The sequence below is a fragment of the Glutamicibacter soli genome, assembly GCF_003309065.1.
Lineage (GTDB): Bacteria > Actinomycetota > Actinomycetes > Actinomycetales > Micrococcaceae > Glutamicibacter > Glutamicibacter soli.
Genome location: NZ_POAF01000003.1, coordinates 334,031 through 356,005, shown reverse-complemented (window position 1 = coordinate 356,005; position 21,975 = coordinate 334,031). Strand labels below are relative to the sequence as shown.

General features: G+C 64.8%; 21 protein-coding genes. 11 read left to right on the top strand and 10 right to left on the bottom strand.

Going from position 1 to position 21,975, the window contains the following annotated elements:
* Window positions 1-50: 50 nt before the first annotated feature.
* From C1H84_RS08265 to C1H84_RS08245, 5 genes are all read right to left on the bottom strand, one after another.
* Window positions 51-1,592, bottom strand: coding sequence for an ABC transporter ATP-binding protein (locus C1H84_RS08265; RefSeq protein ID WP_113607100.1), 1,542 nt, complete (start codon window positions 1,590-1,592; stop codon window positions 51-53).
* On the bottom strand, window positions 1,585-2,436 hold the full coding sequence (locus C1H84_RS08260) for an ABC transporter permease (RefSeq protein WP_244910853.1): 852 nt from the start codon (window positions 2,434-2,436) through the stop codon (window positions 1,585-1,587). Before C1H84_RS08260 ends, C1H84_RS08265 begins: the two co-directional genes overlap by 8 nt.
* Window positions 2,429-3,379, bottom strand: a complete 951-nt coding sequence (locus C1H84_RS08255) for an ABC transporter permease (RefSeq protein ID WP_231736047.1) — start codon at window positions 3,377-3,379, stop codon at window positions 2,429-2,431. Before C1H84_RS08255 ends, C1H84_RS08260 begins: the two co-directional genes overlap by 8 nt.
* Window positions 3,380-3,383: 4 nt before the next feature.
* Window positions 3,384-4,766: an ABC transporter substrate-binding protein gene (locus tag C1H84_RS08250; protein WP_244910852.1), complete on the bottom strand. Its 1,383-nt coding sequence runs from the start codon at window positions 4,764-4,766 to the stop codon at window positions 3,384-3,386.
* Between the two features lie 379 nt (window positions 4,767-5,145).
* The gene (locus tag C1H84_RS08245; RefSeq protein WP_181728077.1) at window positions 5,146-6,429 is read right to left on the bottom strand and encodes an MFS transporter; all 1,284 of its coding nucleotides are present in this window, start codon (window positions 6,427-6,429) and stop codon (window positions 5,146-5,148) included.
* A gap of 231 nt (window positions 6,430-6,660) precedes the next feature.
* Here C1H84_RS08245 and C1H84_RS08240 point away from each other — a divergent pair, with 231 nt between their 5' ends.
* Complete coding sequence (locus tag C1H84_RS08240; RefSeq protein ID WP_047120245.1) at window positions 6,661-7,431, top strand: CPBP family intramembrane glutamic endopeptidase; 771 nt, start codon at window positions 6,661-6,663, stop codon at window positions 7,429-7,431.
* A gap of 6 nt (window positions 7,432-7,437) precedes the next feature.
* Window positions 7,438-8,625, top strand: coding sequence for an MFS transporter (locus C1H84_RS08235; RefSeq protein ID WP_244910868.1), 1,188 nt, complete (start codon window positions 7,438-7,440; stop codon window positions 8,623-8,625).
* A 50-nt stretch (window positions 8,626-8,675) separates the two neighbouring features.
* Here C1H84_RS08235 and C1H84_RS08230 read toward each other — a convergent pair whose 3' ends face one another.
* Window positions 8,676-9,536 carry an MBL fold metallo-hydrolase gene (locus tag C1H84_RS08230; RefSeq protein WP_244910851.1) on the bottom strand — a complete coding sequence of 287 codons (861 nt, stop codon included), beginning with the start codon at window positions 9,534-9,536 and terminating at the stop codon, window positions 8,676-8,678.
* Window positions 9,537-9,680: 144 nt separating this feature from the next.
* On the opposite strand from C1H84_RS08230, the gene C1H84_RS08225 reads away from it, so the two are divergent.
* Window positions 9,681-11,021 (top strand): MATE family efflux transporter, encoded by a 1,341-nt coding sequence (locus tag C1H84_RS08225; RefSeq protein ID WP_244910850.1) that lies wholly within the window; start codon window positions 9,681-9,683, stop codon window positions 11,019-11,021.
* A 10-nt stretch (window positions 11,022-11,031) separates the two neighbouring features.
* On the opposite strand, the gene C1H84_RS08220 is transcribed toward C1H84_RS08225, so the two are convergent.
* Window positions 11,032-11,673, bottom strand: coding sequence for a GntR family transcriptional regulator (locus C1H84_RS08220; RefSeq protein WP_047120242.1), 642 nt, complete (start codon window positions 11,671-11,673; stop codon window positions 11,032-11,034).
* A 150-nt stretch (window positions 11,674-11,823) separates the two neighbouring features.
* Here C1H84_RS08220 and C1H84_RS08215 point away from each other — a divergent pair, with 150 nt between their 5' ends.
* The 6 genes from C1H84_RS08215 to rraA all read left to right on the top strand — a co-directional run bounded on the left by C1H84_RS08215 (window position 11,824) and on the right by rraA (window position 17,663).
* Entirely contained in the window at window positions 11,824-13,137 is a 1,314-nt protein-coding gene (locus tag C1H84_RS08215; RefSeq protein ID WP_244910849.1) for an MFS transporter, read from the top strand.
* A 56-nt stretch (window positions 13,138-13,193) separates the two neighbouring features.
* A complete protein-coding gene (locus tag C1H84_RS08210; RefSeq protein ID WP_113607093.1) occupies window positions 13,194-14,423 on the top strand; it encodes an alpha-hydroxy acid oxidase in 1,230 nt (409 codons plus the stop codon).
* A 119-nt stretch (window positions 14,424-14,542) separates the two neighbouring features.
* On the top strand, window positions 14,543-15,157 hold the full coding sequence (locus C1H84_RS08205) for an HdeD family acid-resistance protein (protein WP_181728076.1): 615 nt from the start codon (window positions 14,543-14,545) through the stop codon (window positions 15,155-15,157).
* 38 nt (window positions 15,158-15,195) lie between these two features.
* Window positions 15,196-15,495 carry a hypothetical protein gene (locus C1H84_RS08200; protein ID WP_047120238.1) on the top strand — a complete coding sequence of 100 codons (300 nt, stop codon included), beginning with the start codon at window positions 15,196-15,198 and terminating at the stop codon, window positions 15,493-15,495.
* 181 nt (window positions 15,496-15,676) lie between these two features.
* Window positions 15,677-17,098 carry an amino acid permease gene (locus C1H84_RS08195; protein ID WP_113607235.1) on the top strand — a complete coding sequence of 474 codons (1,422 nt, stop codon included), beginning with the start codon at window positions 15,677-15,679 and terminating at the stop codon, window positions 17,096-17,098.
* A gap of 88 nt (window positions 17,099-17,186) precedes the next feature.
* Complete coding sequence (gene rraA / locus C1H84_RS08190; RefSeq protein WP_113607091.1) at window positions 17,187-17,663, top strand: ribonuclease E activity regulator RraA; 477 nt, start codon at window positions 17,187-17,189, stop codon at window positions 17,661-17,663.
* A gap of 16 nt (window positions 17,664-17,679) precedes the next feature.
* Here the strand turns inward: rraA and C1H84_RS08185 are convergent, their stop codons facing one another.
* Together C1H84_RS08185 and C1H84_RS08180 are read right to left on the bottom strand one after the other, a co-directional pair.
* Complete coding sequence (locus C1H84_RS08185) at window positions 17,680-17,988, bottom strand: hypothetical protein (protein WP_146955966.1); 309 nt, start codon at window positions 17,986-17,988, stop codon at window positions 17,680-17,682.
* 97 nt (window positions 17,989-18,085) lie between these two features.
* On the bottom strand, window positions 18,086-18,634 hold the full coding sequence (locus C1H84_RS08180) for a CGNR zinc finger domain-containing protein (RefSeq protein WP_047120235.1): 549 nt from the start codon (window positions 18,632-18,634) through the stop codon (window positions 18,086-18,088).
* Window positions 18,635-18,763: 129 nt separating this feature from the next.
* Here C1H84_RS08180 and C1H84_RS08175 point away from each other — a divergent pair, with 129 nt between their 5' ends.
* Window positions 18,764-19,735 carry an EamA family transporter gene (locus tag C1H84_RS08175; RefSeq protein WP_052772512.1) on the top strand — a complete coding sequence of 324 codons (972 nt, stop codon included), beginning with the start codon at window positions 18,764-18,766 and terminating at the stop codon, window positions 19,733-19,735.
* A 9-nt stretch (window positions 19,736-19,744) separates the two neighbouring features.
* Here C1H84_RS08175 and C1H84_RS18230 read toward each other — a convergent pair whose 3' ends face one another.
* On the bottom strand, window positions 19,745-20,071 hold the full coding sequence (locus tag C1H84_RS18230) for a 4a-hydroxytetrahydrobiopterin dehydratase (RefSeq protein ID WP_052772511.1): 327 nt from the start codon (window positions 20,069-20,071) through the stop codon (window positions 19,745-19,747).
* A gap of 420 nt (window positions 20,072-20,491) precedes the next feature.
* Here C1H84_RS18230 and C1H84_RS08165 point away from each other — a divergent pair, with 420 nt between their 5' ends.
* Window positions 20,492-21,940, top strand: a complete 1,449-nt coding sequence (locus C1H84_RS08165; protein WP_047120234.1) for an APC family permease — start codon at window positions 20,492-20,494, stop codon at window positions 21,938-21,940.
* The last annotated feature ends 35 nt before the right edge of the window (window positions 21,941-21,975 follow it).

The following is a 21,975-nucleotide window of genomic DNA, read 5'->3' as shown; positions in this document are numbered from 1 at the left end:
AGGGCGCTCAGCGCGAGCCGAGGCTGGGAGCCTGCCGGCGGTGGAAAGACCTAGTTCAGCACGGCTTTCACCGGGGCGGGAATGTCCAGTGCGGCCACCAGGTCCTTGCTGTGGTGGTGCTTCGGGCTGGACAGGAAATCGTCGAGCCGTCGGTGTTCCACCAGCCGCCCCTCGTAGAACACCGCGACATTGTCGCTGACGTAGCGGATTACGCCCATGTCATGGGAGATCACTACCAAGGACAGACCCAGGCGGGTGCGCAGCCCCAGCAAGAGATCGAGAATATGGCGCTGCGCTACCGAATCCAACGCCGATGTCGATTCATCGCAGACAAGCACCTGCGGCTTGGCCAGCAATGCCCGGGCGATGGCCGCGCGTTGCAGCTGGCCGCCGGAGCACTGGCCTGGTTTTCGATCCAGTAGTTCGACCTGCAGCCCCACCTGGTCCAGCGCCGCATCTATCTCCGCCGAGGCTTGGTCGGCAGGCAGCCGGTGCACGGCAGCAAGCAAGCTCGTACGCAACGGCAGCCTCGGATCAAAGGAAGAGTAGGGCTCCTGAGCGATCAGCTGGACGGCGGCAGATTTCCCGTCGCGTTCGGGGCTCAGGATCTGCCCTTCCGTGGGTTTTTCCAAGCCTGCGAGCAATCTGGCGAAAGTGCTCTTCCCCGAGCCCGAACGCCCGACGACGCCCAGGACTTCGCCACCATGCAGGCTCACGGTGGTGGCCTGCAGCGCGGCGGGCCCCTTGGCCTTGCGTGTGTAATTCTTTCCCGCGCCCACAACTTGAAGCAGGGAACCGGCGGCAAACTCCCTTGGCGCGTGCGCGGCCGGCAACGCGGCCTCGATCAATTCACGCCGCTTGGCGTGGCTGTCCTTGGCGAAAAGCTGGGATGTCAGGCAATGGTCGACAATCGACCCATCGCTGACCACCAGCACGCGGTCGGCGATGTGCTGGATGCTGGCAATGTCGTGGGTGATCAATAGGACGCCTAGGCCGCGTTCAAGCTGCTTGCTGCGCAGCAGCTGCAGCGTTTCCGCTTTCAGAATGGAGTCCAGCGAGGAGGTCGGTTCGTCGGCGAGGATGAATTCCGGGTCGGCTGCCAGGGCGATGGCAAGCATGGCCCGCTGCGCCATTCCGCCCGAGAGCTGGTCCGGGCGCTTGCCGGCGATATCGGCGGCGGGAGAGAGCCCGACCTCTTCCAATAGGGACTGGACTTTTGCCTCGTGTTTCTTGGCCTTGCCCGGGCCGAAGACTCCCAGTGCTTCCAAGAGGTGGGAGCGAATGCTCATGCGCGGATTCAGCACCCTCTTGGGCTGTTGGAAGAGCATGCCGATGCGCCGCCCGCGCACCGTATCCATGGCCTTTCCTTCCAGCTGGTCGATGCGTTCGCCATCCAGCAGTATCTGTCCCTCGGCCTGCAGCTGCGGCGGGAGCAACCCGATAATTGCCTTGGTCAGCAACGTCTTTCCAGAGCCGGAACGGCCCACCACGGCTACCAGCTCGCCGGAGCGGATAGCCCCGGACATGGCAGTGAGCAGGGTTTTCCCGCTGCTGCGCACCGACAGATCGATGAATTCAAGTGATTCAGTCATTGGCTTCCGCCTTGGTCTCGGTGGCCAGCACGTCCTGCCCGTTCAGCGCACGGGTGATGCGGTTGCCCAACAGGGTGACGCAGAAGCTCACCAGGAAGATCGCGGCGCCGGGAGCGACCAGGCCCCAGGGAGCACGCAACGCGTGCGGCTGCGCCTCGGCCAGCATGGAGCCCCAATCCGACTGCGGGGGCTGGACACCGATGCCCAGGTAGGACAGCGAACCCAGCAGCACCAGCAACAGGCCGAAACGCAGGGCCGTCTGGGCCAGTACCGGCCCCGCCAGATAGGGCAGAACATGGTGGCGGAGAACGAACCAGCGCGAGGCGCCAGCATGCCTGGAAGCCTCGACATGGTGGGTCGACAGGGCCTGGGCCGCCATGGAACGCACCAGGCGGGCGGTAGGTGTCCATGCCACCACTCCCACGGAAAGCACCATGGTGGAAAATCCCGGCCCCATCACGGCGATGATCAGCAGCGCAATCACGATCTCCGGCAGCGCCAGCAGCAGGTCGTTGGCGCGCAGGAACAGTTCATCCAGCCAGCCTCCGCGCAGCGCGCTGAGCAGGCCGAGAACGGTGCCCGCCAGCAGCGAAAACAGCGTGGTGATGAACGCTACCGACAAGGAGAAGCGTCCGCCGTGCAGGACGCGGCTGAAGGTGTCGCGGCCCAGGGCGTCGGTGCCCAGCAGGTGCGCCCAACTGGGCTGCTGCAACCTGTCCGCCAGGGACTGGGCATCCGGGTCGTAGGGGGAAATCCACGGAGCCAGCAGGGTCATGAGCAGCACCAGCAGCAAGATGGCCGCCGGCCAGCTGACGAAGATCGAACGCAGCATTTTCCTAGCCACGGCTGGCTCCTATCCGTACCCTTGGATCTGACCGGCGGTGCAGGAGGTCGATGATGCCGGTAGCCAGCACCGCGCAGGCCACCGCTACCACCACCCCGCCTTGGGCTACCGGGATATCCGCGTCGACAATGGCGTCGAAGATCAGCCGGCCCATGCCCGGGATGGCGAAAATGACCTCGACGATGACCGAGCCGCCCAGCAGGCCGGCGAACCACACACCCACCATGGTCCACAGCGGCAGCAGCCCGTGCGGGATGACATGGCGAACCAGGGTGCGGGTGGCGCCCAACCCGCGGGCGCGGGCAGCCAGCACATGTTCGGAGTCCAGCGCCTGCAGGATGCCCGAGCGCACGGCGATGGTGAAGAAGCTGATGGGGCGCAGCGAGAGGACCAGCACCGGCAGCACCATGGAGGCGGGGGAGTCGAAGCCCGCCGAAGGCAGCCAGGACAGGCGCACGGCGAAGAGCAGCACCAGCAACGGCGCCAACGCGTATTCAGGGATGGCGATCAGGGCGTGGGTGGCCGAGGTGATCACCCGATCCGGCCATCCTTCGGCCCGCACCGCGGCGACAACTCCCAGCATGATGGAGACCAGCACCGCCACCAGCAAGGCGGTTCCGGCCAGCGAGAGGGTAACGCCGATGGCGGGCAGCACCAGGTCGGCGACCGGAGTGCCGCTGATATAGGAGATTCCCATGTCTCCGCGGAAGAAGCGGCCGAGCCAGCGGCCGAATTGCAGCAACAGCGGGTCGTAGAGCCCGAACTGCTCGGCATAGGCCTGCACGGTGGCCTCGTCCATGGCGCCGACGTCCATGCGGGCGCGCAACATGGATCGCACCGGATCCCCGGGGGAGACGAAGGGAACCAAAAAGACCGCGAAGGATGAAAGCAGGACGGCTGCGCCGAGCCCGAGGACCCGGCGCAGCGCGGTGGCGAAGTGCACCAATTTACTTGGTCTTCGCCAGGTCCTTGGTCAGCACGTATCGGGTCAGCGGGTCCTGGACGTACCCCTGAACGGTGCTGCCGAGCGCGTCGATGGCCTGCTCGTTGACCAGCCAGACATTGGCTGCGTCCGCGGCCAGGACGTCGCCTGCCTGGCGGTAGAGATCATGGCGCGTGGCCTGGTCGGTTTTCGGCAGCGCCTTCTCGATCAGTGCGTCGAAGTCCTTGTTGCAGTAGTGGCTCAGGTTGTAGCCGCCGTCGCAGGTGTAGTCGGACTGCAGGAAGCCGATGGGATCGGCAATGTCGATCATGCGGTTGCGCTGGCTGAGGATCATGTCGTAGTTGCCTGCCAGCACCTCGGGCTCCACCGAGCCGTAGGATTTCGTGACAACATTTGCCTGCAGGCCAATCTGCTTGAACTGCTCCTGGATGATGGCGCCCACCGCTGCGAACTCCGCGCGCTCGGTGATGGCGATGATTTCCAGCGGCTTGTCCTGCTGGTAGCCGGAGTCGGCCACCAGCTTCTTGGCCTCTTCGAGATTCACCTGCGGAACCTGCAGGTCCGGGTTGGCCCAGCTCTCGCTCGGAGCAAAGGGGCCGGTGGCTGGCTGCGCGGCGCCTTCGTAGACGCTGGCGGCGATGGCCGGCAGATCCAGCGCCATGGTGGCGGCCTGGCGCAGCTTCAAGTTGTCGAAAGGCGCCCGCGAGTTGTTCAGGTAGAGGGTTGCGGTGCGCGGGGAATCGGCCTTGAGCACCTTCACCGAGTTGTCGGCTTCGAGGGTGGCCAGGCTGGTGGCGGGGATGGACATGGAGATGTCTGCCTCGCCGGTCTGCACCTGGGTGGCGCGGGTAGGACCTTCGGTGATGTAGCGGATTTCGCCGCCGGCGAGCTGGACGTCACCGCCCCAGTAGTTCACGTTGCGGTCCAGGCTCAGGGACTGCCCGGCCTTTTCGGAGACCGGGATGAACGGGCCGGTGCAGTGGCCGAAGGGGTCGATGCCGTCGGCACCGTAGGCCGCAGGCGCCAGAATGCCGGCGTTCACACTGGCCATGCGGTAGGGCAGCAGCGGATCGGCGGCAGGGGTGGTGACGCGCAGGGTGTCGGCGTCAACTGCACTCACCTTGGAGATGGTCTTGGGATTGACGGCACGGGCCGGAGCGGTCGCCTTGAGCACGTGGTTCAGCGAAGCGGCAGCGGCCTTGGCGTCCAGGGCGGTGCCATCTTGGAACTTGACGTTCTGACGCAGGGTGAAATCCCAGGCGGTGTCCGAGGACTGCTTCCATGACTCGGCGAGCATCGGCTCGATATTTTGCGTGGTGGAGTCGTACTTGACCAAGGTCTCCAAGCAGCCGGCGATGGAAAGCACATAGGCGTCATCGCTTTCCAAGGCCCAGTTCGAAACCGGGGCCCGGAAATTAGCTACCACCGCGCGGGCCTCTCGGTCCACGGACGGTGCCGAAGTAGGGCTCGGGGTGGAAGCGCTGCAGGCAGTCAAGGCGAGGGCAGTAGCCGCAAATACTGCGGTTGCGCTCAGTCGTCCAAGGTTCATGGAAGTCCTTCGGCATTACGTGATGAATTAGCTTCTAATGCAATAGAGCCTTGGTAAGCGTATCCTAATCGCCTGGAATATTTGGCGGTGTGACCGCGAGCGAGGCTCCTGGGAAAACATGCTTCCATCACGGGTTCGCTCAAAAATCACATTGAGTAGGGGGGAGTTGCTATGGAATTTGGAAGTTCTGTACACCGTTGACCAAGTGTGCTGCAGTTCACGTCCTGTCTAGCGCTGTGCCCACGCCGCGGGCAATGCCGGCGGCCCGCCAGGAAGCCAGCAGCAAAGGCAGGATCAGCACCATCCACGGCAGGAAGCCTGGCACTACCAGCTGGCCCGCCTGGGTCGCCAACCATCCGATGAGGACATTTCCCAGCAGCACCGCCAGACCTCCGCAGCTGGCGAGCAATCCGAAGTAGGAACCGGTCGGCCGTTCGCCGGCAAATTGGGGAACCAGCGAGAGCGCTGTCGGATGCACGCTCATATGCCCCAACGTCAGCAAGGTGATGGCACAGAGAATCCGCAGCAACCCCGCGTCTGGTTCGAAGGCCGAGGCTGGAACAAATGCGAGCACGCCGAATCCCAAGGCGCTGAGCAAATATCCGCAGCGCAAGGTGGCCTCGGCGCCGATGCGAGCGGCAACCCATGAAACTGGAAGCTGGAGGGCCAAGGTCAGGATGGAAATCCACGCGAAGAGCACCCCCAGCCACTGGGCCGGATGATTCAGCCGTTCGAGCTCGAGCGGGATGGCGAGGTAGAGCTGATTGTAGGCCAGAAGGTCTGCCGCGTGCAGTCCGCAGAATGCCAGGAACCTCCGGTCCTTGAGGCACTGCCGCAGGCTTCCGCTGCGAGGAGGCGGCACGGGGACATAATTGGCGGATTGGTTCGGGACGTCGGTGGTTGCCGGCTTGCGCAGGGCCACGGCAAGGAAGATGCCGATGGCGACAAAAAAGGCAGATCCAAAACCGGCAACCGTCGAAAAACCCCATCCCCACAGAGCGGCACCGACCAGCGGTCCGGTGACGGCGCCTATTTCGCCGGTGATGCTCAACCAGGCAAAGAGCGTAGCGCGTTTGGCTTCGGCGGCCCGCTGCTGATCGAGTGCCTTCTGGGCATTCGCCACCAGAATATTCAGACCCGGGGAGAAAAGTGCCCCGCCGAATCCGGTGCACAAGGTCCCCAGGATGAACAGCCAGAGTATTGGGCTGCTACCCCAGAGGGAAGCCGCCAACATGAGGAAGCCCGAAGCGCGCACCGCGCAGCCAATCAAAATCATGATCCGGGCGCCGAAGCGGTCCGCGAGGCTGCCGCCGGCTAAAAAGAGGCCTTGCTGGGCAAAGGTCCTGATACCGAGAATCAGCCCTACCGCGGCAGAGGCAAGCAAGAAGTCCTTGGCCAGAACTACCGCGAGAAAGGGAACTACTGCGTAGAAACCGATATTGAAGAGTGTTTGGGTGCCAAGAAGCACCGAAACCTCGAAACGGGAGGAGCTGGTTTTCATGGACCTCGATAACAGTGATCTCTCCTGCAACGCAGGCTTCTTAGATTCTAGCCAAATGACGCGCCAAGGGTAGGGTCCTGATTCTTCGGAACTCTTCGGTGGGCACGAGCTCATTCGCACGTGCCTGCGTGGATTCCTGATGGCTCGGACGTGCCATCCGCGGCCTATCGGGATCACGGCGGCCTGCTCGAACACTGCGGATCCACAGCAGGGGCGGATAGGCTAGGAAACATGCACCAGCTGCCTGACTACCCGAACTATCCTGTTGTTCCCCGACGCAGACAGCGTGTATTCGACGCAGGGCGGTTCACCCGCGGCGATCTGTTCACCGTGCTGGCCTACATCGTGTTCTTCGTGCTCGGCGGGGCGAGCCTGATCGGGCTGATCCCCGGCTACATCGGCGCCTTCGAAACCGAGCAGCAGGCGCTCTTCGGCATCAACCTGATCCTCTACGTGTCATTCTTCGTGCTGGCGATGATCCAGTGCGGGCCGCAGTTCTTCGACTCGTTCAAGACCATGCGGTACTACCCGTGGGCCAAGTGGCTGATGCTGCCCGGAGGCTGGATCATCACCATCTTCTCCACCGCGATCGTCTCGCTGTTCGTAGGACAGATGGCCACGAGCGAGAACCAAGCGATGCTCGAAGAGATGTCCAACGCGGTGCCGCTGCCGGTCATGCTGGTGGTGACGGCGCTGTTCGGTCCGTTCGTGGAGGAATACCTGTTCAGGCATCTGCTGATCGGCAAGCTCTCGCGCAAGCTCAATGTCTGGGTCTGCGCGGTCATTTCCGTGGTGGCTTTCGCCAGCATCCACTTCGTCGGTTCCGGCATCGGGAATTGGACCGAGATCCTTCCCTACATCATGCTGGGCGTGATGATGTCGGTGGCCTATATCCTGTCCGGGAAATCAATGGCCTACTCCTACATGCTGCATGTCATCAACAACGCCATCGCGTTGCTGATGGTCTACCTGGTCTACCCGCTGCTGCCGCAGGGAATCTAGCTCTTGGTGTTCAGCGGCCACGAACCCGGCACCCCCGCCTATCGGGGCATGCTGCTGGCGCTCTTTGCCGGCGGTGTCGCCACCTTCTCCCAGCTGTACGCGGTGCAGGGGCTGCTCCCGGTTATCGCCGAGTACTTTGCGGTCTCCTCCTCGGACGCGGCGCTCACGGTCTCGGCCGCGACCCTCGGCCTTGCGCTGGCAGTCACCCCCTGGGCCATCATTTCCGACGGCATCGGGCGCCGCAGGGTCATCGCCATCGCGTTGGTGGCCTCGGTGGTCCTGGGGCTGCTCAGCTCCGCGGCTCCGAGCTTTCAGTGGCTGGTGGCCATCCGCTTCCTCGAAGGGATCGCGCTGGCCGGGGTGCCCGGCAGCGCCCTGGCCTATCTGGTGGACGAGGTCAGCGCGAAAACCGTGGCGGTGGCCAGCGGCACCTATATTTCCGGCACGACCCTCGGAGGCTTGGCCGGGCGCCTGCTGGCCGGATTCGCGGGCGAACCTGCCGGGTGGCGCTGGGGCGTCGCGGCGGTCAGCCTGATGGCTGCGCTGGCGACACTCTTCTTCCTGGCCAAGGCGCCCGCGGCCCGGGGCTTCACACCGATCCGCAACCGGAACCTGCGGTCCATCGGAGCGAAGTTCGCCCAAGCGCTGCGGGGACGGATGGTGCTGCTCTACGCGCAGGGCTTCCTGCTCATGGGCGGCTTCGTCGCCGTGTACAACTACCTGGCATTCCGGCTTGAAGCCCCGCCGTTCCTGATCCCAACCTCGCTGGCCGCCCTGGTGTTCCTGGCCTATCTCTCCGGCGCCTACACCTCGGTGGCCAGCGGGAAGCTGGTCATCAAGTTCGGCAGGAAAAACACCCTGCTGGGCAGCATCTTCACCAGCGTCCTCGGCCTGATCGCCACGCTGAGCGGGAGTCTGGTCGTGATCATCGCCGGGCTGCTGGTCTTCACCGCGGGTTTCTTCGCCGCCCATGCGGTGGCCAGCGGCTGGGTGCCGGTTCTCGCGTCGCAGGCCCGAGCGCAGGCAGCCAGCCTGTACAACCTCTTCTACTACATCGGATCCTCGCTGCTCGGCTGGCTGATCGGCATCCCATTCATGGGCCACGGCTGGCCGTTGGTTGTGCTCTGCGTCGGCGGACTGCAGCTGGCGGCAATGCTCCTGGCCTCCTTCCTGAGGCCCGCGAGATCGCGCTGACCAGCAGGAATCCATTATATTCCATGAAAAGAATATAAAATTCTTCCCGCTCAGGTCAGGTGGTCGAAGTGCCCGCCAACCCAGCGCGCGTAGCGTTCGGCTGAAAACTGGACGATGCGGTGGGCATCGCGCGGCACCACGCTGGAGAAGTTGTTGTACAGCCGGTCGAACTCCAGCTCGCCGACCTTGGCCGCCAGCCGGCGCACCACCGCGGCGGAAAGCGGGATGCGGTTGGGGTAGCTGCGCAGGAACGTCACGTTGCCATCGGCCACGGGGAAAATCGCGTCTCCCGCCAGCAGGACGCCCCGGCCTCCGGCTCCCGCCGGCCACAGGGCCACCGTGCTTCCGGGGAAGTGCCCGCCGACCTGGTGCAGCCAGACTCCAGGCAGCACTTCGAAAGGTTCGTCCCATTCGACAACTGCGTTCGAGGAATACTGGACCCACCCGGCGTCCTTGCGGGACACATAGATCGGCGGGTCGCCCAGGGCTTGGCTGTACTGCTGCTGCACCCCGTACATGTGCGGGTGGCTGGCGACGATGGCCCGCAGCGGACCGCGCTCCGAGATCCGCCGGACCGCCTCGTCGGTGATGATTCCCGGGACGTCGAAAAGCAGCGACCCCGCTGCCGTTTCCAGCAGCAGGCCACTCTGGCCGATACCCACCTCCGGCGCCGTCACCGCGGTCAGTCCCGGTTCCAGCGTGGTGAACTCCAGGTCGCGGCCCGCCGCGACGAGTTCCTCGGTGCTCACCCAGCGCTGGGTTCCGCCCGGGATGTACTGGCGTTCATCGGCGCAGATGGGGCATTGGCCGGTGGGCTTGGCACCGGGCGGGAACTCGACGGCGCATCCTGCGCATTGCCAATGCGGTGCGGAATCGCTGGAAGCAGCGGTTGCTGGATGATCTCGGATCACCGGGTTGCCTTTCGCCGGGTGCAGGGTTTGATGCTCCCCAGTATGCCCAGCGGCGGACACCAGTGGAATAGCGGTGCCGCGCCATTTGTGCGCCGGGGCGACGTCGAATGGAGATTGGGGGTGGGGCTTCGTAGAGTTGAGCAGGTGAGCTCACCTACGCCCGTTGAACCCAACCGCAGCATATCCCGCCAGATCCTGGCACTGGCAGTGCCCGCCTTGGGCGCGCTGATCGCCGAACCGCTGTTCTTGATTGCCGACTCGGCCATCGTGGGACACCTGGGTGTCGCCGAGCTGGCCGGCGCCGCGCTGGGCACCACGGTGCTGCAAACCGCGGTGGGCCTGATGATTTTCCTGGCCTATGCCACCACCCCCGCCGTGGCGCGGGCGCTCGGTGCGGGGCAGCCGGCCCGGGCCATGGCCGCGGGCCGCGACGGCATGTGGTTCGCCGTTGCGCTGGGTGTGCTGCTGACGATTGCCGGGTATCTCGGCGCCGAGGCGGTGGTCCGCGGCATGGGCGCCGAAGGGGCGACCGCGCAGTTCGCCGTCGACTACATCCGCTATTCGCTGCCCGGGCTGACCGCCATGCTGCTGGTCTTCGCGGCCACCGGCATCCTGCGCGGCATGCAGGACACCAAAACCCCGCTGGTGGTAGCCACCGCGGGGTTCGGCCTGAACATCGTGCTGAACTTCGCCCTGGTCTACGGCGCGGGCCTGTCCGTGGCCGGAGCCGCGCTGGGCACCTCGATCGCCCAGTGGATCATGGCGCTGGTGTACCTGTGGATGATCATTCCGCGGATCCGCCGGGAGAACGTATCCCTGGCCCCGAGCTGGGCCGGTTTCATCTCCACCGGGCAGGTCGGCTCCTGGCTGATGCTGCGCAACCTGACCATGCGCGCCGCGCTGCTGCTCACCGTGGTGGTGGCCACGAGCTCCGGGGAGCAGACCCTGGCCGCCCACCAGCTGGTCTTCACGGTCTTCTCCTTCCTGGCCTTCGCGCTGGACGCGCTGGCCATCGCCGCGCAGGCGATGATCGGCAAGGAGCTGGGCCGCGGGGATGCGCTGCAGGTGCGCAGGCTGACCGGGATCATGAGCCGGTGGGGGATCTACTTCGGCATCGCCACCGGGGCATTCCTGCTGGCGACCTCGTGGGTGTTCCCGATGGTCTTCACCGCCGATGAGCAGATCCGCTCCCTGACCACCGTCGGGCTGTGGGTGCTGGCACTGGCGCAGCCGCTGTGCGGGCTGGTATTCGTGCTCGACGGCGTACTGATCGGCGCGGGGGACGCCCGCTACTTGGGACTGGTCGGAGCGCTGAACCTCGCGGTCTACGCGCCGATGCTCTGGGCGGTGCATCGCTTCGCCCAGGATCCGCAAAGCGCCCTGGTCTGGATCTGGATCGCCTTCGCACTGGGCTACATGGCCTCGCGCGGGGTCACGCTGTTCGTCCGTTCGCGCGGCACCGCATGGATGCGCCTGGGCGCCTGATCCCGCGGTTTCAGATCTGGGCAGGTCCCAGCATGGCAGAGCGGATCGAAGCCAGGTGCGAGCGCATGGCCTGCGCCGCGCCGTCGGCATCGGCCCGGGCCAGCGCGGCCAGGATCGCGCGGTGCTCGGCGATTTCTTCCGACTGGGACATGTAGGGCTGCATGGCCGGCAGGACGTAGTGGGCGCGGGCTGTCTGCGCGAAGCAGGTGTCCAGCGCCGCGAGGATCCGGGAGTTGCGCGCCGCATGGCTCAGTTCGCTGTGGAAGAGCCGGGCGGCATGCATCGAGGCGATCGGGTCGCTGACCGCGAGCCGCTCCTGGTCGTCCAGGAGCCCCTGCAGGCTCTGGATCAACTGGGCGCTGTGCATCCGGGCCACCTGGCTGCACACATGCGGTTCGAGCAGCAGGCGCATTTCGAGCACTTCGTAGACGTCGTTCATCGAGATGGCGCGGACCAGATAGCCCTTCTTCGGCAGGATCTGCAGCAGTCCCTCGCTGGTCAGCTGGCGCAGCGATTCGCGCACCGGGGTCTTGGAAACGTTGAATTCCTGGGCGAGCGCGGGTTCGATGAGCATGGAGCCGGGAGCCAGGACGCCGCTGTTGATACGCTCGCGCAAGGTGACGGTCAGTCGCTCGGAGATAGAACCTGCCATGAGTCCCCATTTTTCTCGGTGCCCGCAGCGACCGGAATTTTTGTAATGTTTGGGATCCAGTTCACTTTTGATCCCGAGAACACCTTAGTCTGGATTGAAATATATTTCAGGAATCTCACAGCTGAAATCCGGACGAAGGAGACCACTTCCGTGACCACACTTCAGCACGCTGCAAGCGCCCAGACGCAGCGAAACCGCCGCAGGGCACTTTTCGCTTCGGTGTTCGGAACCGCCATCGAGTGGTACGACTATGCGCTGTACGGCGCCGCCGCCTCCGTGGTGATCGGCCCACTCTTCTTCTCCGGGGCCGGCGAATCCGCCGCGTCCATTGCGGCCTTTGCCACTTTCGCCGTGGGCTTCGTCGCCCGCCCGCTGGGCGGTGTGGTCATCGGGCACCTGGGCGACCGCTACGGGCGCCGCCCGGCGATGCTGCTGTCGATCATCCTGATGGGCGTCGCGACCGTGGGCATCGGGCTGCTGCCCACTGCGCAGACCTGGGGCGCCTGGGCCGTGGGGCTGCTGGTGTTCTTCCGCCTGGTCCAGGGATTCGGCGCGGGCGCAGAGCTGACCGGCGCCATGACGCTGGTCGCCGAATACGCCGAACCCAAGAAGCGCGGCTTCTACACCTCGTTGGTCCTCTCGACCCCTCCGCTGGGCATCGCGCTGGCCACCATCTGCTTCTTCGCGGTGTCGCTTCCCGGCGAAGAGGTGCTGCTGGGCTGGGCCTGGCGCATCCCGTTCCTGATCTCAGCCCTGCTGTTCGTGGTGGCCATCTACATCCGCAACAAGCTCGAGGAAACCCCTGAATACGCCAAGACGATGGCCGCGGCGAAGGCGAACGCCGACAGCGCCAAGCTGCCGGTGCGCGAGGTCTTCGAATCCCACACCCCGCGGGTCGTCCTCGGGTTCTTCGCCATCACCGGGCACAACGCGGTCAACTACATCATCGCGGTCTTCTCGATCAGTCTGATGGTCTCCTCCGGCATGGATCGCTCGTCGGCCCTCCTGGCAGTCACCCTCGGCTCGCTGGTCTCGGTGCTGCTGACCCCGGTGGGCGGCTGGCTGGCCGACCGCTTCGGGGCCTCCAAGGTGCTGGCGGCCGGCAACATCTCCGGTGTGCTGCTGACGTTCCCGATCTTCTGGATGTTCTCAACCGACCAGTTCGTGCTCGGCCTGCTGGCCGTGGCCGCCGGCTACGCCTTGATCATCCCGTGCACCTCCGGTGCGCAGGGCGCGTTCCTGACCGAACTCTTCCCGGTCAAGGTGCGCTTCTCCGGCATCGCCATCGCCCGTGAGCTGAACGGGGCACTGGTTGCCGGGCTCTCCCCGCTGATCGCCGCGGCGCTGCTGGAACTGGGCAACGGCTCGATCACCCTGCCCGCCACCTACCTGGCCGCCTGCTGCCTGTCTTCGGTCATCGCCATCTACCTGGGGACCCGCGCGGCCAAACGCCAGCTGTACTAGGCTGGCGCCCGCGCGCCACCATTGCCAACCACGAGTACTACCTAAGGAACAACGACATGGGAAACCTCAAGCGCCAACTGCCGGATCTGGGTGAACTGGTGAGCCTGATGAGGTTCAAGGTTCCATCCACCGACCGCCGCGCGGTCCGCCTGGCAGCGGCCGCCGACCTCTGGGACCTGCGCAAGATCGCCAAGCGCCGCACGCCCACCGCGGCCTTCGACTACGTGGATGGCGCAGCCGGCCGCGAGATCACCGCGGACCGGGCCCGCCGGGTCTTCGACTCGGTGGAACTGCTGCCGCGCATCCTGCACGGCACCGCACATTCGGACCTGTCCACCACTATCGCCGGCGGGCACTCGGCCCTGCCCTTCGGCATCGCCCCGACTGGCTTCACCCGGTTCATGCACTCCGAAGGCGAAATCGGTGGTTCGCGTGCGGCGATGAAGGCGGGGATCCCCTTCAGCCTCTCCACCATGGGCACCCGCTCCATCGAGGAGGTCGCCCACGCGGCCCCTGAGGGGCGCAAGTGGTTCCAGCTGTACCTGTGGAAGGACCGCGAGAAGTCGAAAGCGCTGGTCGAGCGCGCCGCCGCCGAAGGATTCGACACCCTGCTGGTCACCGTGGACACCCCGGTGGCGGGGCAGCGCTTCCGCGACACCCGCAACGGCATGAAGATTCCGCCGGAGCTGACCCTGAAAACCGTGCTGGATGCCTCCTACCGTCCGGAGTGGTGGTTCAACTTCCTGACCACCGATTCTCTGAAATTCGCCTCGCTGTCCGATACCTCGGCGGACTTGCCGACCATCATCAACTCGATGTTCGACTCTTCCTTGGACTTCGAGGACCTGAAGTGGATCCGCGAGCTGTGGAAAGGCAAGCTCTTCGTCAAAGGAGTGCTCACCGCCGAGGACGCCGCCAAGGCGAAAGCCGCCGGCGCGGACGGCCTGGTTGTTTCCAACCACGGCGGACGCCAGTTGGACCGGGCGCCGATCGCTTTCGAAGCCCTGAGCGAGGTGCGCGCAGAAGTCGGCGAGGAGATGGAGATCATCATGGACTCCGGCATCATGTCCGGTGCCGATATCGTGGCCAGCCTGTGCGCCGGAGCGGATTTTGTACTCATCGGACGCGCCTACCTGTACGGCCTGATGGCCGGCGGCGAACAGGGTGTCACCCGCGCCATTGAGATGCTGGCCAAGGAAGTAGAGGTCAACATGCAGTTGATGGGAGCTGCAAGCATCAAGGACCTCACCCCCGAATTGATTCGCCGGCGCACCACCGTCGGCTAGCGGGCATTGCCTCGGCGTCGCCGGCCCGCGAACCTCCCCTTGGAAGGACGGTTCGCGGGCCGGTGTGATTAAGCCCGGCCAAAGTGGCGGATAGTTCTATCGGCGGTAGAATGGAAAGCGTGCCAGCACCAAAAACCACTCAAGTTCAAGCCCAAGATGTCTTCCGCCCCGTATTGCTGCGTGGCCTGACTGCGGCGATCTACGCGCTGCTGTCCATCTTCTGGGTGGGCGCCGACGAGAAGGTCTTGTCCTACTCGACGGCGGCGTTCCTTGTGGTCACCGGCGTGTTCATGTGGCAGTACGTCACCGTGGACAGCGCTCCCGAGAAGTCGCGCGGCCCCTACGCGCTGGGCGCCGGCTTGATGCTGATGGCAGGCATCGCCACCATCTTCGCCACCACCACCATGTGGATCGGCCTCCTGGCCGCCTTCGCCTTCCTGGTCACCGGCCTGGTCGAGCTGTACGTCTTCTTCACCCTGCGCGCCCAGTTCCCGCCATTCCGCAACCAGCTGGTCACCGGCGTGGTCGGATTGATTCTGGCCGCTGCGACGATTTTTGGTTTCAACATGGACGCCCACGCAATGTTCGGCGTCATTGGCGGCGGCGCCATCGTGCTCGCCGTGTTCGTCCTGATCGCCGGTTTCGGCCATCGACATGAAATGAAAGCCCCCGAAGCCGCTGACGGCCTGGAAACCGGCGGCACCTCGAATCCCGGCACCGACGGGACCAGCTAGCCTTGACGACCTCAGCAAAAGTAGAAACGGAGTTCCCGGTGGGAAACAACCCGAAGAAGAAGCAGCCGTGGAGCCAGTCCATCAAGGGCCCGCTGAGCTTCTCTTTGATTTTGGCCCTCGTCGCCGGCGGCGTCGGCATGATCACCTCGACCGGTGGATCGCAGAACGAGATCCGACTGGATGTCGGACTGGCCTGCTTCGGCATCGCCTTTGTCGCCAGCCTGCTGGTCATTTCCGTCTTGACCATGGCGTCGAAGGAAAACGACCCGGAATTGGGCAAGGGCACCGGGGTGAATCGGTCCTCGGCCAACCCGGACAAGAAGTTTAAAAAAGACTGATAATAAACTTGACCAAGCGTCGCGACGCGCTGGGACTGTCCGTCTGAGGAAGTCCCGGCGCTTTGTCGTTTGGTGGAGCCGAGCGTGCCCCAGCGCACGTGCAGTGCACTAACTAAGGAATCAAGTGAGCAGTACCAGCAAGAGCACGTCCGAAGACGGCACCCCACTGGGGCGCCAGTTGATGCGACGCAAGTCCATTGCCGCAATGACCAGAGACGCGGCGGACAACGCAGGCATGGGTCAGCTCAAACGCACCTTTGGCGTCTTCCAGCTGGTCATGATCTCCGTGGGAGCGACCCTCGGCACCGGCATCCTGGTGATCCTGGGAGATGCGGTGCCCAAGGCCGGTCCTGCCACCTGGATCGCATTCGTGATCGCCGGGCTCACCGCACTGCTCTCGGCCGTGTCCTACGCTGAGATGGCAGGCATGGTCCCGGTCTCGGGATCCAGCTATTCCTATTCCTACGTGACGCTCGGCGAGGGCATCGCCTGGATTTGCGGCTGGTGCCTGGTGCTCGAATACGCGGTCTCCGCCGCGGCGGTCGCGGTCGGCGCCGGAGCCTACGTCAACCAGACGCTGGAGATCTTCGGCCTGTCCCTGCCCGACTACCTCTCCGCCGGTGCGGCCGATGGCGGGCTGGTCAACCTGCCAGCCCTGCTGGTTGTCGTGCTTGCGACCTTCCTGCTGGTGCGCGGCGCTCGCGAGTCGGCCCTGGCCAACACCGTCATGGTGATGATCAAGATCGCCATCCTGATCTTCTTCGTCATCGTCGCCTTCACCGCCTTCGACTCGGGAAACTTCGAACCGCTGCTGCCCATGGGCATCGCCGGCGTCAGCGGCGCCGCCTCGATGGTGTTCTTCTCCTACATCGGCTTCGACGCCGCTTCCACCGCAGGCGAGGAAGCGAAGAACCCGCAGCGCGACCTGCCGCGCGCCATCCTGATCGCCATGGCCCTGGTGACCGCCATCTACGTGCTGGTGGCCGTGGCCGCAGTGGGCGCGCGCAACTGGGAATGGTTCGGCGAATCCGAAGCCGCCCTGGTGCAGATCGTCTCCGAGATCACCGGCCGGCCGTGGCTTGCGTTCTTCTTCGCGCTCGCCTCGGTGGTCGCGATCGTCTCGGTGGTGCTGACCGTGCTCTACGGCCAGACCCGCATCCTGCTGTCCATGGCTCGCGACGGGCTGATCCCGCGCTTCTTCGGCAAGGTGTCCGCCGAAACCCGCACCCCGGTGGTCGGCACCCTGGTGACCGGTTCGGTGGTCGCGGTGACCGCGGCGCTGATTCCGCTGGGCCAGCTGGCCGAAGCGACCAGCATCGGCACACTGTTCGCCTTCGCCCTGGTGGGCGTCTCGGTCATGTACCTGCGCCGCACCCAGCCGGACGCCCCGCGCACCTTCCTGGTGCCTCTGTACCCGGTGGTTCCGTTGCTGGGCATTGCGGCCTGCCTCTACCTGATGTTCAACCTGGCCGGCATCACCTGGGTGGTCTTCGGCATCTGGATGCTCATCGGCGCGCTGATCTACCTGGCCTACGGACGCCGCCATTCGCGGCTCGGCGGACTGACCGAGGTCGACTACAAGGCGAAACACCGCCTGAAGTAACACGCAGGGGCCGCCCCCGCGCTTCGGGGCAACTGCGGCTAGGCTGTCAGGTGTCGGATACCTACGATTCCTTGCCCGGGAGGACCCCATGCATCAAGATCCAGTCAGCACCGCAGACCTCTACGACCAGCACGGGGACGACCTGCAGTCGATCTCTGTCCAGTTCCAGGATTTCGGCGGCAGGCTGTCATTCCACGGGCCGGCCCGCACCATCAAATGCCATGAGGACAACGGGCTGGTCAAGGAAACCCTGAGCTTCCCGGGCAACGGCGCGGTGCTCGTGGTGGACGGCGGAGGGTCGCTGCGTTTTGCGCTGCTGGGCGACATGATCGCCAAGAACGCCGAGGCGAACGGCTGGGCGGGCATCATCATCCACGGCGCAGTGCGCGACCGCGCCGAACTGGCCGGCCTGCAGCTGGGCATCAAGGCGATCGGGAGCAACCCGCGCAAGACCGTGAAGCGCGGCCACGGCACCGTGGACGAGACCATCAGCATCGGGGACGTGAAGATCCGCCCCGGAGCCATGGTCTACGCCGACATCGACGGAATCCTCGTCCAGCACTAGGACGTGGCCGGGCCGATCAGTGGTCGTCGTTGGCCGGGAGCCACTCGTTCTTGAACTCCTCGATGGTCATCGAATCCAGGTCCTCGCGGATCTGGACGATCAGCCGTTCGGCTTCCTCTAGGCTTGAGGTATGCAGGCTGAGCAGCACGGAATCATCCAACCGGGAATGCACAACTACCTGCGGTTCATTGGCTTCGAATTCGGCGTCGCCCAAGGTGGCGGAGGCCAGGGCCACGACCCAGCGTCCTGCGGCCCGCAACGGGCCGGTCTTGACGGCTTCCAAACGTGCCTCGAAGCCGGAGGATGCATGTGTTTCTTCGGTCATGACCTGTCCTTTCGACATGACACTCGGCGTGCCGGGTATGTCTTCATCTTAGAGTTCGGCATCGCCAAAGGCGAATAGGGATCCCCAAATTTCGAAGTTATTTGCCGACGGAAGCCTTGCGGGCGCGGTAGGCCCGCACGTGCTCCCGGTTGGCGCAGTTTCCCGCATCGCAGTACAGCTTTGAACGGTTCCGCGAGAGATCCAGCAAGGCGTTCTTGCAGTCGGTGGAAGCGCAGATGCGCAGGCGTTCCAGCCCGCCGGCGAGAATGACCTCGGCCAAGGCCATGGCGGCATTCACCGCGAAACGGTCGTAGAGCGGGCTGCTCGTGGTGGTCGCATGCAGCTTGTAGCCGCGCTTCGGGGACTTGATCAGCTGCGGCTGGGCGTTAGCGGTACGCAGGATCTGGTTGACGCGGAACACCGCATCTTCCTCGGAGGCCGTCCAGATGCTCTTGAGCTGCGAGCGCAGTTGCCGGATGGAACGCAGCTCCGCTTGGTTGTGGGCGCGGTCCGCGGTGAAATGCTGCGAGTCCAGGAATTCGTCCAGGTCCGCCACGCTGGAAAGCATGTCAACGATCTGCACCTCGGTGTTCAAGAGGTTCACGATGACCTTCAACGAGGCTTCGATATCGGGCGTAAAAGTCATAATTCAGTCCTGAACGAGCTAGCGGATTGACTGTGCTTCAAGCCTAACCGTATCGTCTGGAACATATGTCCCATCTCCGCCGGATCGACATCGAGCCGGCGGAAGTTCTTTGAAAGCACCGCACACTTGATGACTCACCCTGAGGAACCGCTGGATTCCCCTGCCCTGCGCACGGCTGCCCCGCGCGTTTCCAACTCCGCCCGCGGAGTCTGGATTGCGCTGGCGTCCTCGGCGGCGTTCGGCATTTCCGGAACTTTCGCCCGCGGGCTCTTCGAAGCTGGATGGTCGCCGGTCGCCGCGGTGACCGCGCGCATGGCGGGCGCGGCACTGGTGCTGGCGATCCCGGCCATGCTGGCCATGCGCGGCCGCTGGACCCTGCTGCGCACCAACTGGGTGTCGATCTTGCTGTTCGGCCTGTTCGGCGTGGGCGCCTGCCAGTTGTGCTACTTCCTGGCGGTGCAGCGACTGGATGTCGGCGTGGCACTGCTGCTGGAGTACCTGGCTCCGGTGCTGATCGTGCTGGTGCTGTGGGTGCGCCACAAGAAGCGCCCGTCGGTGGCCACGATTGCCGGCACCTTGCTCGCCCTGGGCGGCCTGGTGGCGGTGCTGGACCTGACCGGCACTTCGGACATCGACCCGATCGGCGTCTTGTGGGGGCTGGGCGCGGCGGTTGGGCTGACCGTGTACTTCTTCATCAGCGCCCGGGTGGATGGAGCGCTGCCGCCGATCATGCTCTCCGCCGGAGGCATGGCGATCGGCGCCCTGTCCATGGTCGCGGTGGCCGCCTTCGGCATCCTGCCCATGGAGTTCTCCACCGGCACCGGTTCATTCGCCGGCTACGAGACCCCGTGGTGGCTTGCGCTCATCGGCCTGATCCTGATCTCCACGGTCTTCTCCTACACCACCGGCGTGATGGCGGCGCGGGCGCTGGGTTCGAAGGTCGCCAGCTTCATCTCGCTGACCGAGGTGCTGTTCGCGGTGCTGTGGGCCTGGCTGCTGCTCTCCGAGCTTCCCGGCCCGGTGCAGCTGCTGGGCGGGCTGCTGATTGTCGGCGGCGTGGTGCTGGTTCGCGTCGACGAGCTGCGCAGCGCCCGGCTGTAGCCCGAACCGTCAGCGGGAGGCGTCGTCGACCGCCAGCCCCTCGAGCTTTGCGGCTTCCTCGGAAATCCGGGCGGCCAGGTCGAAGTCCCGCTTCGCGATGCCGTGGACGCTGCGCAGCGAGATCCCCACGTGGACGGACTCGTAGCGCCAGTCGACGGTCGGGTGGTGGTTGAGCTGTTCGGCGGCCAGCCCGATGACCGCGATGAATTCCAGCGCGGTGGCGGTTGTGTCGAACCGATAGCTGACAGCCAGTGTGCTTTCGCCCAGTTCCCAATCCTGCAGTTCATCCATCAATTGCCACACCTGCACGCGTGGCAACGGCCCGGTTTCCGTCATGGCGATCCTTCCGAAAACAATGTCGCTGCTCCAAGGAGCCGCGACGCCCCTTTTTCGGGTCATCGTGGCATGGGTCCACCCCGGAAGCCAACAGGTGTCAGACATTGCACAGGACGAAGCGGGTGCACCGGGATTCGGGTGCCGGAAAACCACGGCTGCTGCCGCCGTCCGGGGCCGGCGCGCCGGGCCTGACTGAGGATGAGTACAAATGAGTGACGAATATTCTCTCATGAGATCGACGGCTGGCCAATTCTGGTGTCGTTCCATGGCCAATACATCGGCCCGCTCATCGATTCTTTTCTACCGCTGGTCGCTTGGTGGCGAATAATCCGTGACTTCGGCCGATTGGGGTGTATCAGTCACGGGATGATTCTTGGCGGTGTTCCAACGCCATCACATGCTTGACTGAAAGGGACGAAGTTGTCCACAACACGTACAAATAAGGATCCGGGACAGGTGTCCCTGGCCAAGACCTTGGGCAACTGGGATGCCCTGGCCCTTGGCTTCGGTGCAATGATCGGATTCGGCTGGGTGGTCCTCACCGGCGGCTGGCTTTCGAGCGCCGGAACCCTGGGAACCATCGTCGCTGTGCTGGTCGGCGGCGGCATTATGGCCGTGGTCGGCCTGACCTACGCCGAGCTGACCGCTTCCATGCCCAAGGCCGGCGGCGAGCACAACTTCATCCTGCGTGCGCTTGGCCCGCGTCCATCCTTCATCGGCTCCTGGGCGATCACCGGCGGCTATGTCACGATCGTGGCCTTCGAAGCCGTGGCGTTCCCGCGCACCGTTGAATACATCTTCCCCGGCATGAGCCAGATCCCGCTGTGGACCATTGCAGGTTTCGAGGTCCACTTGACCTGGGCGCTGGTCGGCGTCCTGGCCGGCATCCTGATCACCTGGATCAACATCCGCGGCGTGAAGCAGGCCGGCGTGGTCCAGACCTTCACCGTGATCTTCCTGCTGGCCATCGGCCTGCTGATGATCTTCGGCTCGGTCACCGGCGGCGAAACCGCCAACATGGAGCCATGGTTCACCCCGGGCATGAAGGGCTTCTTCACGGTGCTGATGGCCGTGCCGTTCCTGTTCATCGGCTTCGACGTGATCCCGCAGTCCGCTGAAGAGGTCAAGATCCCTTCGCGGCAGATCGGCAAGCTCGTGGTCATTGCTGTCATCATGGCGACCCTGTGGTACGTCATGGTGGTGCTGACCACCGCCTCGGCGATGCCGGCCGCGGATCTGGCGAACGCCAACATCGCCACCGCCGACGCCTTCGGCGCGCTGTTCAACTCGGATTTGATGGCCAAGATCCTGATCGCCGGCGGCATCGCGGGCATCCTGACCTCCTGGAACTCCCTGCTGCTGGGCGCGTCCCGTCTCGTGTTCTCGCTGGCCCGCTCCGGCATGCTGCCCGACTGGTTCGCCCGCCTACACCCGAAGTACAAGACCCCGCACAATGCGCTGCTGTTCATCGGCGGCATCTCGCTGGTTGCCCCGTTCTTCGGCGAACGCATGCTGGGCTGGCTGGTGGACTCGGGTGCCCCGAGCATCATCATCGCCTACTTCCTGGTGTCCGTGACCTTCCTGCTGCTGCGCCGCCGGGAACCGCAGATGGACCGCCCGCTGCGCGTGGGCGGCGAAGGCCGCTTTGGCGAGGTCATCGGCTGGGCCTCGGTGCTGCTGACCTTCGGCCTGTTCAGCCTCTACATGCCCGGCATGCCGGCGCAGCTGACCTGGCAGCCGTGGCTGATCTTCGCGATCTGGTGGGCCATGGGCGCGCTGTTCTTCTTCAAGGTCCCCGGCGGCATCCCCGCTGGTGTCGACGCCGAAGAAAAGGTGCTCGAAGTCGTCAGGGCACGACGCAAGAAGTAGCGTTTGTCTGGCACTGCGTGCAGGGCGCGTCCGTT

Coding starts and splice junctions, on each gene's coding strand:
- C1H84_RS08245 (WP_181728077.1), bottom strand. CDS start 6,429: ATGAAAACCAGCTCCTCCCGTTTCGAGGTTTCGGTGCTTCTTGGCACC.
- C1H84_RS08180 (WP_047120235.1), bottom strand. CDS start 18,634: ATGACTTTTACGCCCGATATCGAAGCCTCGTTGAAGGTCATCGTGAAC.
- C1H84_RS18230 (WP_052772511.1), bottom strand. CDS start 20,071: ATGACGGAAACCGGGCCGTTGCCACGCGTGCAGGTGTGGCAATTGATG.
- C1H84_RS08220 (WP_047120242.1), bottom strand. CDS start 11,673: ATGGCAGGTTCTATCTCCGAGCGACTGACCGTCACCTTGCGCGAGCGT.
- C1H84_RS08195 (WP_113607235.1), top strand. CDS start 15,677: ATGCGACGCAAGTCCATTGCCGCAATGACCAGAGACGCGGCGGACAAC.
- C1H84_RS08185 (WP_146955966.1), bottom strand. CDS start 17,988: ATGACCGAAGAAACACATGCATCCTCCGGCTTCGAGGCACGTTTGGAA.
- rraA (WP_113607091.1), top strand. CDS start 17,187: ATGCATCAAGATCCAGTCAGCACCGCAGACCTCTACGACCAGCACGGG.
- C1H84_RS08175 (WP_052772512.1), top strand. CDS start 18,764: ATGACTCACCCTGAGGAACCGCTGGATTCCCCTGCCCTGCGCACGGCT.
- C1H84_RS08210 (WP_113607093.1), top strand. CDS start 13,194: ATGGGAAACCTCAAGCGCCAACTGCCGGATCTGGGTGAACTGGTGAGC.
- C1H84_RS08240 (WP_047120245.1), top strand. CDS start 6,661: ATGCACCAGCTGCCTGACTACCCGAACTATCCTGTTGTTCCCCGACGC.
- C1H84_RS08265 (WP_113607100.1), bottom strand. CDS start 1,592: ATGACTGAATCACTTGAATTCATCGATCTGTCGGTGCGCAGCAGCGGG.